The sequence below is a fragment of the Thermophilibacter provencensis genome, assembly GCF_900128445.1.
GTDB lineage: Bacteria > Actinomycetota > Coriobacteriia > Coriobacteriales > Atopobiaceae > Thermophilibacter > Thermophilibacter provencensis.
In genome coordinates this window covers 2,281,797-2,294,581 of the sequence record NZ_LT671417.1, presented here as the reverse complement: position 1 = coordinate 2,294,581, position 12,785 = coordinate 2,281,797, and the positions used below count along the sequence as shown (strand labels likewise).

Here is a 12,785-nt window from a genome sequence, read left to right as displayed (position 1 = left end):
GGCTCGCCGCTGCCGGGCATCTGAGCTTGCGCGTCATATAGGCTGAACCATCAGATGCGCCGCCGCGGAAACGAGCGCACCATGACGAGAAATCCCCGCCCACGCATCCGAAGGCCAATGCGTGGGCGGGGATTCTCGACAATCCCAGGTTGCGAATCCGCGCGCTCGCGGGCCGTCTCGCCGCCCGCCGCGGCGGCTACTCGCCGAGAAGCACCTTGCTCGGCGTGATGGGCAGGTCGCGCACATAGCGGCCGGTCGCGTGCGCTACGGCGCTCATGACCGCCGGCGACGGCGTGTTGATGACGACCTCGCCGATGGACTTGGCGCCAAAGGGCCCCGTGGGCTCGAAGCTGGGCATGAACTCGACGCGCGGCTCGGGCACGTCCATGCGGGTGGGCAGCTTGTACGTCATGAGGTCGCCGGTGCGCAGGTTGCCGCGCTCGTCGCGGGAGACCTGCTCCGTGAGCGCCATGCCGATGCCCTGGGCGATGCCGCCCTCGGCCTGCACGCGCGCGAGCGCCGGGTTGATGACGGTGCCGCAGTCCACGACGGCCGCGTAGTCGGTGACCGTGACCTTGCCGGTGGCCTTGTCGACCTCGACCTCGGCGACGCCGGCCATGTAGGGCGGCGGCGAGGTGGGCTGGGCGTTGGTGCCGTGGCCCTCGAGCATGCCGGGGTGCAGGCCGAAGCCGATGAGCCTGTTGGCCAGCGCGGCGACGGTCATCTCCTGCTCGGCGCCGCCCGCGCCCGCGCAGCGCACGGACTCGCCGTCAAACTCGACGTCGTCAGCCGTCACGCCGAAGACGCGCGCCGCCTGCTCGCGGATCTGTCGCACGAGGTCCTCGGCCGCGCGCACGACGGCGCCGCCGGTGGTGTAGGTGCCCGAGGAAGCGTAGGCGCCGGTGTCGAAGGGGGAGGTGTCGGTGTCCACGCCCTTGGTGACGATGCGGTCCACGTCGCAGCCGAGCGCCTCGGCCGCCATCTGGGCGAGGATGGTGTCCGCGCCGGTGCCCACGTCGGTGGCGCCGATGGAGAGCACGTAGAAGCCATCGTCCTCGAGGCGGATGTCCACGTTGGCGATATCCACCATCGCGATGCCGGAGCCCTGCATCGTGAGGGCCACGCCCAGGCCGCGCACGCGGTCGCCGAGGTCCTCGCGGAGGGGTCGGCCCTTCCAGCCCACCATGTCCATCGCGCGCTCGAGGCACTCGTCGAGGCGGCAGCTGTAGAGGTGCTCGTCGTTGAGCTGCCAGAGTGTCTCGCCGGGCTTGACGAGGTTCTTGAGGCGCAGCTCGCACGGGTCCATGCCCAGCTCGTCGGCCAGCTCGTTGACCGCGGACTCCACGGCAAAGCAGCCCTGCGTCGCGCCGTAGCCGCGGTAGGCGCCGCCTGGCGTGGTGTTGGTGTAGACCACGTCATAGCTGAAGCGGCTAGCCGAGGCGTGGTTGTAGATCGGCAGCGCCTTGCCGCCCACGAGCGTGACCGTGGTGGTGCCGTGGTACCCGTAGGCGCCGGCGTTGGAGAGCGCGTAGAGGTCGATGGCCTCGATCGTGCCGTCGCGGCGGGCTCCCACGCGCACCTTGAGGACCATCTCGTGGCGCGTGTTTGAGCAGCTCATGGTCTCCGCGCGCGTGTAGGTGCACACGCACGGGCGGCCCGTCTTCATCGCGGCGAACGCGGCGAAGGGCTCGTTGCAGCCGCTCTGCTTGGCGCCAAAGCCGCCGCCCACGCGCGGCTTGATGACGCGCACCTGGCGCTTGGGGATCCCCAGGGCGTTTGCCACCTGGCGGCGGATGTGGAAGGGCACCTGCGTGGAGCTCACCACGGTGAGGCGGCCAAAGGCGTCGGTGTAGGCAAAGGAGCGGAACGTCTCCATCATGGACTGCTGCGTGGCCTGCGTGCGATAGGTTCGCTCGATCACCACGTCGGAGGCGGCGAAGGCGGCGTCCAGGTCCCCGTGGACGCGCTCGCCGTGCGCCACGAGGTTGCGCGACGGGTCGCCCGACCTGTCGCCGCCGGGCGTCCAGTCGTCCTCGTCGTGGATGACGGTGGCGTTGTCCAGCGCCTCCTCCACGTCGACGACGGCGGGAAGCTGCTCGTAGGCGACCTTCACGGCCTTCACGCCCGCGGCGGCAGCGGCCTCGGTCTCGGCCACGACCATGGCCACCTCGTCGCCCACGTAGCGCACGTGGCGGTCGAGAAGGACGGTGTCGTAGGGGCTCGGCTCGGGGAAGCTCTGGCCCGCCAGGGTGAATCGGTTGTGCGGAACGTCGTCCGGGCCGAAGACCGCGACGACGCCGGGGACCTCGAGCGCGCGGCTCTTGTCGACGTCCGTGACGAGCGCGTTGGCGTGGCGGCTGCGCACGAGCCTCACCACGAGGGCGCCCTCGGGCGCGAGGTCGGCGGTGTAGACGGGCGCGCCGGCCAGAAGCGCGCCGGAGTCCTTCTTGGCCACGGGACGGGCGATCTGGGCGTGCCTCTCGCCCGACTCGGTGGTCGGGTCGTCCGGGACCTCGCGCGGTGGCAGCTCGCCGCCGGCTTCGTGACGGGCGAGGAAGCGGCGGATCGCGCGCATCTGGCTCGCGTAGCCGGAGCAGCGGCAGAGGTTGCCGGAGAGGTAGCGGCGCACGGTCTCGTCGTCGGCGTGCGCGTGCGCCGCGTCGAGCGCGAGCACGGCCATCTCGAGGCCCGGCGCGCAGAAGCCGCACTGCTCGGCCCCCTCCTCGGCGAGGCACTGGGCCAAGAGCTCGCGGCGTCCGTCGCGCATGCCCTCGAGCGTGGTGACCTCGTGGCCGTCGGCGCGAGCCATCATGATCGAGCACGAGAGCACGGGCTCGCCGTCAAGCAGGACGGTGCAGAGCCCGCAGCTGGAGGTCTCGCACGCGCACTTCACGGACTTGTAGCCGTGGGCGCGGCAGAAGTCGAGGAGCGTCATGTCCGGGCGGACGTCCTCCTCGAGGCGCGCGCCGTTCAAGGTGAGGTTGACGAGCATCCCTAGGCCTCCTTCTCTGCGTGAGGCTTCCCTGAGGCGCGCTCCACGGCGCGGCGGACGAGCGCGGGCGCCACGGCGCGGCGCCACGCGGCGGTGCCGCGCAGGTCGTCGCCGAAGTCCAGGCTCTCGGCGAGCTCGCAGACGCCGTCGAGCTCGGCGGGGGAGAACTCGGCGCGCAGCGGGATGCGCTCCCCGCCGGTGACGAGCGTGGCCTTCTTGGGGCGCGCGCCCACGGCGACGTGCCAGGAGCCCTGCCAGCAGGCGGCCGCCGCGTTGAGGGCGGAGAAGTCCGTGGCCGCGTTGCGCACGGATTCGAAGGCCGCGCGGTAGCGGTGCCTGCGCACGACGACGTGCGTGAGGACGTCGTTTCTCGCGCCGCGCTCCACGAAGGGGATGATGGGCATGGTGCCCGCGCCCTCGAGCTCCACCTCGGTGTCCAGGGCGAGCAGCGCGCACACGACGTCCGAGAAGCCCATGCGCGCATAGAGCGATCCTCCCACGGTGGCGAGGTTGCGGAACTGCGTCCCCACGATGTCGCGGACCGCCTCGGCGAAGATGCCGCAGGTCGCCGCCTGGAAGCGCTCGTGGCCCTCGAGCTGGCCCAGGGTCACCATGGCCCCGATCCTGAACCCGGCGGGCGTCTCCTCGATCTTGTCGAGGCCGCAGTTGGAGAGGTCTATCCCGAGCGGCGAGGTCCGGTCGGCGAGGCGAAGCCACATCATGCCGCCGATCACCGTGGCCTGGCGGTTCTCCCGCAGGAGCTCGTAGGCCTGCCGCGTGGTGCCGGGGCGGACGTACTTCTCGAAGGTGAGCACGTGTCCTCCTCTTGGTTTTTCTCGGTAGCACATCAAGAATACCGCAGGTAGGCGGCATCGCGCGTTGCGTCGTTATACTTTCGGCGAGACAACGGACAGCATGTGGGGCCTGGCGGGGCGGCCTGACAAAGGTGACAGGGTCGTCTGTCATGAAAATCATGACAGACGACCCTGTCACCTTTGTCAGGCCGCCCCGGCACCCGGGCGTGAGGTAAAATAATCGACTCCGCGTCGGCTATCGAGGGGGTGGGATGGGCGAGAAGATCGTGGAAGCGCGCGACATTGGCCACGCGTACGTGAGGGGCCGCACCACGCTGCGTGGCGTCTCGCTCGACATCTCCCGGGGCGAGCTTGTGGCGATCGTGGGCGAGAACGGCTCCGGAAAGACCACGCTCGCGCGCCACCTGAACGCGCTCATCCCCCTGCAGGACGGCGAGCTGCGCGTCGCCGGGATCGACGCCGGCGACCCGTCGCGCGTCTGGGAGCTCCGCCGCGCCTGCGGCATGGTCTTCCAGAACCCCGAGAACCAGTTCGTCTCCTCCGTGGTGGGGGAGGACGTGGCCTTCGGGCCGCTGAACTTCGGCGCCGACGAGCCCGAAGCGCGGGAGGCGGCGTCGGTGGCCCTCTCCGCGGTGGGGCTCGCGGGCTTCGAGCGACGTGACACGCACGCGCTCTCCGGAGGCCAGCAGCAGCGCGTGGCCCTCGCGGGCGTGCTCGCGTGCGACGCCGACGTCATCGTGCTCGACGAGGCGACCTCGATGGTCGACCCGCGGGGACGCGACGAGCTCGTGCGTGCTGTGGCGCGGGCGCGCGATGAGCGGGGCACCACCGTCATCTGGATCACCCACGACATGGAGCTCGCCGCCCGCGCCGACCGCGTCGTGGTCATGCGCGAAGGCGAGGTCGCGGCCGACGGCATCCCGGCGGACGTCCTCGCCGATGAGGCGCTGCTCGAGGGGGCCGGCCTGGAGCCGCCGCTCGTGGTTCGCGTCTGGCGCGAGCTCGAGGGGGCCGGCGTCGTGGCCGGCCCCGCGCCCGTGACGGTCGAGGGGCTGGTGAGCGCGCTGTGCGAGTGAGGCTCGAGGGGGCGAGCGTCACCTACGAGGGGGCGGCGGGCGAGAGAAACCGCGCGCTCGACGACGTCACGCTCTCGCTCGACGGCGGCGTCACCGGGCTCATGGGCCAGACGGGCTCGGGCAAGTCGACCCTGCTCGAGGTCCTCGCCGGCGTGCTGCCGCCCGACTCCGGGCGCCTTCTCGTGGACGGCGCGGACGCCCTGCGAGGCCCCGGGGCGCGGCGTCTCGCCGCGTCCGTCGGGCTGGTGTTCCAGATCCCCGAGCGCCAGTTCTTCGAGTCCACGGTGGAGCGCGAGGTCTGCTTCGGCCTCCTCGCCCGCGGCGCGGGGGCCCGCGAGGCGCGCGAGCGGGCGGCGAGCGCGCTCGCGCTCATGGGGCTCGACCTCGACGAGATCGGCCGCCGCTCCCCGTTCGCGCTCTCGGGGGGCCAGCAGCGGCGCGTCGCCATCGCGTCCGTGCTGGCGCTGCGCCCCGCGCTGCTGCTGCTCGACGAGCCGACGGCCGGGCTCGACCCGCGCGCACGCGCGGCGTGCCTCGCTGCGGTGCGCGCCGCGGCCGAGGGCGGGGCGACGGTCGTCGTGGCCAGCCACGACGCCAACACGCTCGCCGCGGTCGCGGACCGCGTGGTGGCGCTCGAGGCGGGGAGCGTGACGCTCGACGGGCCGATGCGCGCCCTTCTCGGCGACGCGGGGCTCATGCGCGCCCACGGCCTCGAGGGCGCCTGCGCCGCGCGCGCCGCCTCCGCTCTGAGGCGCGCCGGCGTCGACGTGCCGGGCACCCCCCTCACGGCCGAGGAGCTCGCGTCGGCCATCGCGCGGGGGAGGGCGTCGTGAGGTCGCCCTCCGGATACGTGTGGGCGGACTCTCCGCTCCACCGCATGGGGGCCGCCCTCAAGCTCGTCGGCCTTCTCGCCTGCGCCCTTCTCGTGGTGCTCGCCACGACTCCGCTTGAGCTGCTCGCCGTCTCGGCGGGCTCCTGCGCCCTCGTTGCCGCCTCGCGCGTGGGCTGGCGCGCCGCCGGACGGGCTGCGTGGGGCCTGCGCTGGTTCCTGCTCATGGTCCTTGCGATGAACGCGCTCTTCTTCAGCGACGCCGCCCCCCTCATCTCGCTCGGGCCCGCGCACCTCACCCTCGCGGGGCTCGCGCAGGGTGCGCGCGTGGTGGTGCGGACGCTTCTGGTGGTGGTCCTGGGCACCCTCCTCACGGCGACCACGCGCCCCCAGGAGCTCGTGGGCGGCGTGAGGCGCCTGCTGCGCCCGCTCGGCCGCCTGGGCCTTCCCGCGGAGGCTGCCGCGCTCGCCGTGGGCGTGACGGTGCAGTTCGTGCCGACGCTCCTGCGGGAGAGCCGCCAGCTCATGCGGGCCCAGGAAATACGTTGCGGAGGCGTCGCTTCTCATGGTATTGTGCGACGAGCCGTCAGCTACGTACGGCTGCTCGTACCCATCTTCGTTTCGGCGATGAGGCGAGCCGACGAGCTCTCCTGCGCCATGGAAGCCCGCGGGTACCGGATCGACCGCCCGCGCGCCGCCGCTCCGGCGGGAGAGGGAAAGAGGCACCAATGAGCCAGGTGAAGAAGGTCGTCGTCGCCGCCGTGTGCGCGGCGCTCGGGATCGTGCTCCCGATGGCATTCCACTCCATCCCCAACGCGGGCGCCACGTGGCTGCCCATGCACATCCCCGTGATGATCTCCGGCCTCGTGGCCGGCCCCGTCGCGGGCGCCGCGACCGGCGTGCTCGCGCCCGTGCTGTCCGGCCTGCTCACGGGCATGCCCCCCGCGCCGATGCTGCCGCCCATGACCTGCGAGCTTCTTGTCTACGGCCTGGTCTCCGGCCTGCTCTCCCGCGTGGTGCGCACCGGCAACGCCACCGCCGACCTCTACATCTCGCTCGTGGGCGCCATGCTCGCCGGGCGCGTGGTCGCGGGCGTGCTGCGCGCGCTGATCTTCTCTCCGGGCGCCTACTCGCTCGAGGCCTGGCTCACGGCCTCCTTCGTGACGGCCATCATGGGCATAGTCCTGCAGCTTGCCGTCGTGGTGCCGATCGTGGTCTCGCTCGAGCGCGCCGGGCTCGTCCCGCCGCGCTACCCTGAGGAGTAGCCGAGCGGTCGTCCCGTCCGTTCGTATTCGTCGCCAGGGCCCCGCATGGTTGTGAACTGCCTCCCATTTCTTGGACTGGAAAGTAGAGTCCGAGTGATGGGAGGCTTTTTCCATGACGATCTACGACAGGTCGGCGAGGGGGCGCGCGTGCGACCTCTTCGACCGCGGGCTGGGCCGGGATGCAGCCGCAGGCGTCCTCGGCCTCCCGGTCGAGGCCGTGAGAAAATGGCACCAGACGTTCCGCGCCGTGGGAGGGGATGCGCTGCTGGACATGGGGAGCCATGCGAGATACGACTTCGAGACCAAGGTGGCGGCCGCGAGCGCGGTCGTGGACGGCGGGATGGCCAAGCCGGAGGCGATGAGGCGCTTCGGAATCGCCAGCGTATCACCCCTGAAGGCATGGTGCCGGCTCTACCGGGAGGGCGGCGCCGAGGCCCTCAGGCCCAGGCCCAAGGGCAGGCCGCGCAAGGTTCCCGGCGCCCCGGCGACGCGCGAGGAGGAGCCCGAGCGCGAGGTTCGCAGGCTCGAGGCGCAGGTGGCGTACCTAAATAAAACGATAGCCCTGAAGGTGGAGCTGGGCTTGCCGCTCGGGAGCGAGCGGCGGCCGTAGCCGAGCTTTCAGGGCTGGGGCACGACCTCGCCGACCTGCTCGAGGCGGCCGGCCTCGCGAGGTCGACCTACTACTACGCGCTCGCGAACCCGAAGGGGCCGACCAGGCCGGAGCTCCGGGACAGGGTCGCCGAGATCTTCGGAAGGCTCCCGAACGGCGTCGGCCACCGGCAGGTGGCGATGGAGCTGCGGGCCGTGGGCGGCGCCCGCATGGCCGACAAGACCGTCCTCAGGATGATGCGCGAGATGGGCCTGCGCTGCGGCATCCGCCGCGAGACCGACTACCACAGGTACAACTCGTACAAGGGCGTCGTCGGCGAGACCTTCGAGAACGTGCTCGGGCGCGACTTCAAGGCGGACGGCCCGTGGCAGAAGATGGGGACGGACGTCACCGAGTTCAGGCTCTCCTTCGGCAAGGCCTACCTCGCGCCGGCGTACGACTTCGGGAGCAAGGAGATCGTGGCGCACTCGATCTCGGAGCACCCCGACCTCGAGCAGCAGCGCGAGATGCTCTCCATGCTCGCGGAGGCCAAGCCCGGGTGGGCCAGCCCGGTCATGCAGACGGACATGGGCTGGCAGTACCAGCACGCCGAGTTCGTCGCCGCGCTCGAGGGGATGGGGATCGTCCAGAGCATGTCGCGCAAGGGCGACTGCATCGACAACGGCGCCACCGAGCAGGTGTTCGGGCACATCAAGGACGAGTTCTTCCGCGGGCGCGACTGGGACACGTTCGAGAAGTTCAAGGCGGATCTCGAGGACTACATCCACCACTGGAACCACGCGAGGCGCCAGGTCGGGCTGAAGGGCCTGACCCCGGTGGGGTTCCGGGAGCAGGCCCTTCGCGACGCCGCCTAGCGGCTATTATTATTGCGTCCAAGTTTTGGGCCGCAGTTCACTGCCCCGCGGGGCCGTCGCGACGTTTCCGGCATGAGGGGAGGGACGCCTCGCCGTCACGACAGCCGCGTGCTCGCGCGCTCGATGACGGTGCCGGGCACCTCCACGCGCCCCGTCGGGCGGGTCGGGTCCTTCGCCCGCGCGAGCACGCGCACGAGGACCTCGCCGGCAACGCGCGCGGTGTCCTGCGCGACCGTGGTCACGCCGCCGAAGAGCACGCGGTTCCAGGCGTAGTCGTCGAAGGTTGCGAGGGCGACGTCGTGCCCGACCGCAAGGCCGCTCCCCCTGATCGCCTCGGCGAGGCGCAGGAAGACGAGGCCGTTCACCGCAACGATGGCGAGCGGCCCCTCCCCGCGCCCGCGAGCGAGGCGGGCGAGCACCTCCTCGATGCCCTCGCCCCCCTCGCCGAGCCCCTCGACGGAGCCTCCCATGCCGTGCCGGGAGAGGCCCTCGGCGAAGGCGTCGGCGCGGGCGCGCCGCGTGGCGCTCGTGGAGACGGGCTCCGTGAGCAGCGCGGCCCTTCTCGCCCCGCGCCGCGCGAGCAGGTCGAGCAGGTTCTCCACGAGCCGGGCGTTGTCCGAGGTCACGAGGTCGACCGCGCACGTGCTCCCGTCCGGGCCCGAGATCGCGCGGTCGAGCAGGCAGGTTGGGACGCGCGCCGCGGTCTTGGCGATGAGCTCGTCGTTGCCGCCGGTCGTGTTGACCACGAGGCCGTCGACGCGTGCGTCCACGAGCCGCTCGACGGCCTCGGCCTCGCGAGTGGGGTCGTTCTCCGAGAAGGAGCACATGAGCGTGTAGCCAGCGGACTCGGCCTGGTCGCAGAGCTCCTGCAGGACCTCTCCGGAGTAGGGGTTGCGGACGTCGGCCATGACCACCCCGAGCGTGTGGGAGGTCTCGAGGCGAAGGCTGCGCGCCACGCTGCTCGGCCGGTATCCCGTTCGCTCCACCACCTCCGCGATGCGCTCGCGCGTCTCGGCGGACATGGAGGTCCAGCGGCCGTTCAGGAACCGCGACACCGTGGCCGGGCTCACTCCCGCCTCGCGTGCGACGTCCCTGATGCTCGTGCGCGCCATGCCGCCCCCTCGTGTTTGTCGAGACTTCGTGTGCGCGCTCCTCCGCGCGCAGATTGTTCTTCTCGGTACTATACTACATACTGTTGGGAAATCGATTTCCTAAAGCTAGACACGCTAAAGATGGGAGACGTGGTGAACGAGAAGACCAAGGTGCTCGCGTTCGGCGAGATCATGATGCGGCTCTCGCCGCCGGACAACCTCCGGCTCGAGCAGGCATCGACGTTCGAGGTGCGCTACGGCGGCGCCGAGGCCAACGCGGCGCTCTCCCTCGCGTACCAGGGCGATGACGCGGCCTTCGTCTCCATCGTCCCCGCCAACCGCATCGGCGACTGCGCGCTGCGCTCGCTCGCGTCCTACGGCGTCGACGTCTCCCGCGTCGTCCGCTCGGGGGACCGCCTCGGGTCCTACTTCTTCGAGGTGGGCGCGTCGGTGCGCTCCAACGGCTGCGTCTACGACCGCAAGTACTCGGCTATCTCGCTCGCGGGCCACGACGAGCTCGACTGGGGCGCCATCCTCGAGGGCGTGGGCGCCTTCTACGTCTCCGGCGTGACGCCCGCCGTCTCCGAGGAGATGGCCCTCGCCTGCGAGGAGGCGCTCGCCGCCTGCCGCGAGCGCGGCATCACCACCATCCTCGACCTCAACTACCGCGGCAAGCTCTGGAGCCCGGAGCGTGCCCAGGCCGTGATGGCGCGCCTCATGCCGCACGTCGACGTCTGCGTGGCCAACGACGAGGACGCGCCCTCAGCCCTGGGGATGACCTGCGTCTCCGGCTCGCTCTCCAACGGGATCGAGGAGCGCGACGACTACGTGGAGATGGCTCGTCAGATCTGCGAGCGCTACGGGTGCGGGATGGTCGCCTCCGTCATCCGCGACGTCCGCTCCGTCGAGGACTCCGACTGGATGGGCATGGTCTACGCCGACGGCGAGCCGCACTTCTCGTCCGTCCATCACGTGCACGTGCTCGAGGGCGTGGCCGCCGGAGACGCCTACGGCGCGGGGCTTGTCCACGCGCTGCTCCACGGCTTCGACCTCGACCACGCGAGCGAGTACGCCATCGCCGCAAGCGTCCTCAAGCTCACGATCCACGGGGACTCCAACCTCGTGACGCCCGCCGAGATCGAGGCAGTGGCATCGAAGGGCGCCGGCACGCGCGTCGCCCGCTAGCATGACAAAGGTGACAGGGTCAACTGTCAGGTTTTGCCGGGGCTTCCGGCAGGAGGGGAGAGACATGGGGTACATGGACGGGTTCTATCGCGAGGTGGAGAGGGTCGGCGTGGTGCCGGTCGTCGTGCTCGACCGTGTCGAGGACGCGCTGCCGGTGGCTGACGTGCTCGTGAAGGGCGGCCTGCCCTCGGCCGAGGTCACCTTCCGCACCGCCTGCGCCGCCGACGCAATCCACGAGATGAGCGAGAAGTGCCCCGACCTGCTCGTGGGCGCCGGCACCGTGCTCAACCTCGAGCAGGCGCGCCGGGCCGTGGACGCGGGCGCGCGCTACATCGTCTCTCCGGGCTACAACATGCAGGTGGTCAACTGGTGCCTCGAGCACGAGGTGCCGGTGCTGCCGGCCGGCGTCACCCCCACCGAGGTCACCGCACTCGTGAACGCGGGGCTCGAGGTCACCAAGTTCTTCCCGGCCGCGCAGTACGGAGGGCTCGCCACCATCAAGGCGCTCGCCTCTGTCTTCGTGGGGCACCGCTTCATGCCCACCGGCGGCGTGTCCGCGTCCAACCTGCGCGAGTATCTCGAGTGCCCGGCGATTCTCGCCTGTGGCGGCACCTGGATGGTCAAGCCCGACCTCATCCGAGCCGGCGAGTTCGACCGCATGCTCGAGCTCACCTCCGAGGCCGCCGCGCTCGTTCGCGAGATCAGGGGCTAGCCGTGGCCGTTCACGTCATCGAGGAGGCCAACCGCTGCCTGGGCTGCCGACGGGCGATGTGCCAGGAGCGGGGCTGCCCCGTCCACACCCCCATTCCCGAGGTCATCCGGCTCTTCAAGGAGCGCCGGATGGATGAGGCTGGAGCCCTGCTCTTCGAGAACAACCCCATGAGCGCCGTGTGCTCGCTCGTGTGCAACCACTCGAACCAGTGCGAGGGCAACTGCGTCCAGGCGCGCAGGGGCAACCCCGTGCACTTCTCGAGCATCGAGCACTACATCTCGAGCACCTACCTCGACCGGCTGGAGCCCGAGCGGCCGGAGCCCTGCGGGAAGTCCGTCGCCGTCATCGGCTCGGGCCCGGCGGGGATCACGGTGGCGATCAAGCTCGCCGAGCGCGGCTGCGCCGTCACGGTCTTCGAGCAGCGCACGGAGATCGGGGGCGTGCTGCAGTACGGCATCCCCGAGTTCCGCCTCTCCAAGGAGCTCGTGCAGCGGTATCGCGAGGTCATGTGCGCGCTCGGCGTTCGCGTGCGCCCCTCCACCACGATCGGAGGAGCCCTGCACATCGACGACCTCTTCCGCGACGGCTACGATGCGGTCTTCGTGGGCACCGGCACCTGGCGCGCCCGCAAGCTCGACATCCTGGGCCAGGCGCGCGGAAACGTCTTCTTCGGCATCGACTACCTCGTCGACCCCTCGAGCGTCTCCATCGGCCGCGACGTGGCCATCATTGGCGTGGGCAACGTCGCCATGGACGTGGCCCGCTCGGCTCTGCGCCACGGGGCGCGGCGCGTGACGCTCTACTCCAACACGCGCGACGTCACCGCCAGCTCCGAGGAGGTCGAGTACGCGGAGCTCGAGGGCGCCGAGATCGTCTACGGCAAGGACGTCGTCTCCATCGACGACGAGGGCCCGACCTTCCGCACCGCGATCTTCGACGAGAAGAACGACGTCGTCGGCTACGAGGACGAGCCCGACCACGTGCGCTGCGACACCGTGATCATCGCCGTGTCCCAGCTCCCCAAGAACAAGCTCGTGCTCACCACGACGGGGCTTGCCACCAACGAGCGCGGCCTGCTCGAGGTCGACGAGTCCTGCATGACCACCGTCCCGGGCGTCTTCGCCGCGGGCGACGTGGCCACCGGCCCGCGCACCGTGGTCCACGCCGTCGCAGGGGCCAAGCGTGCCGTCGAGGGGATGCTCGCCTACATGGGCCTTTCCGCCGACGCTGCCCCGACAGCGCCCTAGCCGTCATCGATGACCCTTCTCGACGCGGGGTCCCGCCATGCACCCCTCGCCGAGCCTCCTTTCCAGTGCCGCGCCCCACCTCACAGCAGGTGGGGCGCGGCGTCTTCGT

Annotated in this window: 12 protein-coding genes; 9 read left to right on the top strand and 3 right to left on the bottom strand. The window is 71.0% G+C overall.

What is annotated here, in order from left to right; genetic code table 11:
- Window positions 1-196: 196 nt before the first annotated feature.
- Together BQ7391_RS10390 and BQ7391_RS10385 are read right to left on the bottom strand one after the other, a co-directional pair.
- Window positions 197-2,992: a molybdopterin-dependent oxidoreductase gene (locus BQ7391_RS10390; RefSeq protein WP_075280544.1), complete on the bottom strand. Its 2,796-nt coding sequence runs from the start codon at window positions 2,990-2,992 to the stop codon at window positions 197-199.
- Between the two features lie 2 nt (window positions 2,993-2,994).
- Window positions 2,995-3,807, bottom strand: coding sequence for an FAD binding domain-containing protein (locus BQ7391_RS10385; RefSeq protein ID WP_159437364.1), 813 nt, complete (start codon window positions 3,805-3,807; stop codon window positions 2,995-2,997).
- 251 nt (window positions 3,808-4,058) lie between these two features.
- Here BQ7391_RS10385 and BQ7391_RS10380 point away from each other — a divergent pair, with 251 nt between their 5' ends.
- The 6 genes from BQ7391_RS10380 (at window position 4,059) to BQ7391_RS10355 (ending at window position 8,441) form a co-directional block, all read left to right on the top strand.
- Entirely contained in the window at window positions 4,059-4,883 is an 825-nt protein-coding gene (locus BQ7391_RS10380) for an ATP-binding cassette domain-containing protein (RefSeq protein WP_075280542.1), read from the top strand.
- A complete protein-coding gene (locus BQ7391_RS10375; protein ID WP_075280541.1) occupies window positions 4,874-5,716 on the top strand; it encodes an ATP-binding cassette domain-containing protein in 843 nt (280 codons plus the stop codon). The genes BQ7391_RS10380 and BQ7391_RS10375 overlap by 10 nt, the downstream gene beginning before the upstream one ends.
- Window positions 5,713-6,444, top strand: coding sequence for an energy-coupling factor transporter transmembrane component T family protein (locus BQ7391_RS10370; RefSeq protein ID WP_075280540.1), 732 nt, complete (start codon window positions 5,713-5,715; stop codon window positions 6,442-6,444). The genes BQ7391_RS10375 and BQ7391_RS10370 overlap by 4 nt, the downstream gene beginning before the upstream one ends.
- Window positions 6,441-6,977, top strand: coding sequence for an ECF transporter S component (locus BQ7391_RS10365; protein WP_075280539.1), 537 nt, complete (start codon window positions 6,441-6,443; stop codon window positions 6,975-6,977). Before BQ7391_RS10370 ends, BQ7391_RS10365 begins: the two co-directional genes overlap by 4 nt.
- Before the next feature lie 112 nt (window positions 6,978-7,089).
- Entirely contained in the window at window positions 7,090-7,587 is a 498-nt protein-coding gene (locus tag BQ7391_RS10360) for a helix-turn-helix domain-containing protein (protein WP_075280538.1), read from the top strand.
- A gap of 14 nt (window positions 7,588-7,601) precedes the next feature.
- Window positions 7,602-8,441, top strand: a complete 840-nt coding sequence (locus tag BQ7391_RS10355) for an IS3 family transposase (protein ID WP_075280537.1) — start codon at window positions 7,602-7,604, stop codon at window positions 8,439-8,441.
- A gap of 95 nt (window positions 8,442-8,536) precedes the next feature.
- Here BQ7391_RS10355 and BQ7391_RS10350 read toward each other — a convergent pair whose 3' ends face one another.
- Window positions 8,537-9,553: a LacI family DNA-binding transcriptional regulator gene (locus tag BQ7391_RS10350; protein WP_075280536.1), complete on the bottom strand. Its 1,017-nt coding sequence runs from the start codon at window positions 9,551-9,553 to the stop codon at window positions 8,537-8,539.
- 132 nt (window positions 9,554-9,685) lie between these two features.
- Between BQ7391_RS10350 and BQ7391_RS10345 the strand changes: the two genes are divergently transcribed.
- From BQ7391_RS10345 to BQ7391_RS10335, 3 genes are all read left to right on the top strand, one after another.
- Window positions 9,686-10,717, top strand: coding sequence for a sugar kinase (locus tag BQ7391_RS10345; RefSeq protein WP_235858664.1), 1,032 nt, complete (start codon window positions 9,686-9,688; stop codon window positions 10,715-10,717).
- Between the two features lie 64 nt (window positions 10,718-10,781).
- Window positions 10,782-11,429: a bifunctional 4-hydroxy-2-oxoglutarate aldolase/2-dehydro-3-deoxy-phosphogluconate aldolase gene (gene eda, locus BQ7391_RS10340; protein WP_129583960.1), complete on the top strand. Its 648-nt coding sequence runs from the start codon at window positions 10,782-10,784 to the stop codon at window positions 11,427-11,429.
- 2 nt (window positions 11,430-11,431) lie between these two features.
- Window positions 11,432-12,676: an FAD-dependent oxidoreductase gene (locus BQ7391_RS10335; RefSeq protein WP_075280535.1), complete on the top strand. Its 1,245-nt coding sequence runs from the start codon at window positions 11,432-11,434 to the stop codon at window positions 12,674-12,676.
- Window positions 12,677-12,785 lie beyond the last annotated feature (109 nt).

Bases quoted from the DNA above. Each gene is read 5' to 3' on its own strand.
- eda (WP_129583960.1), top strand. From the start codon at position 10,782: ATGGGGTACATGGACGGGTTCTATCGCGAGGTGGAGAGGGTCGGCGTG.
- BQ7391_RS10390 (WP_075280544.1), bottom strand. From the start codon at position 2,992: ATGCTCGTCAACCTCACCTTGAACGGCGCGCGCCTCGAGGAGGACGTC.
- BQ7391_RS10360 (WP_075280538.1), top strand. From the start codon at position 7,090: ATGACGATCTACGACAGGTCGGCGAGGGGGCGCGCGTGCGACCTCTTC.
- BQ7391_RS10350 (WP_075280536.1), bottom strand. From the start codon at position 9,553: ATGGCGCGCACGAGCATCAGGGACGTCGCACGCGAGGCGGGAGTGAGC.
- BQ7391_RS10380 (WP_075280542.1), top strand. From the start codon at position 4,059: ATGGGCGAGAAGATCGTGGAAGCGCGCGACATTGGCCACGCGTACGTG.
- BQ7391_RS10365 (WP_075280539.1), top strand. From the start codon at position 6,441: ATGAGCCAGGTGAAGAAGGTCGTCGTCGCCGCCGTGTGCGCGGCGCTC.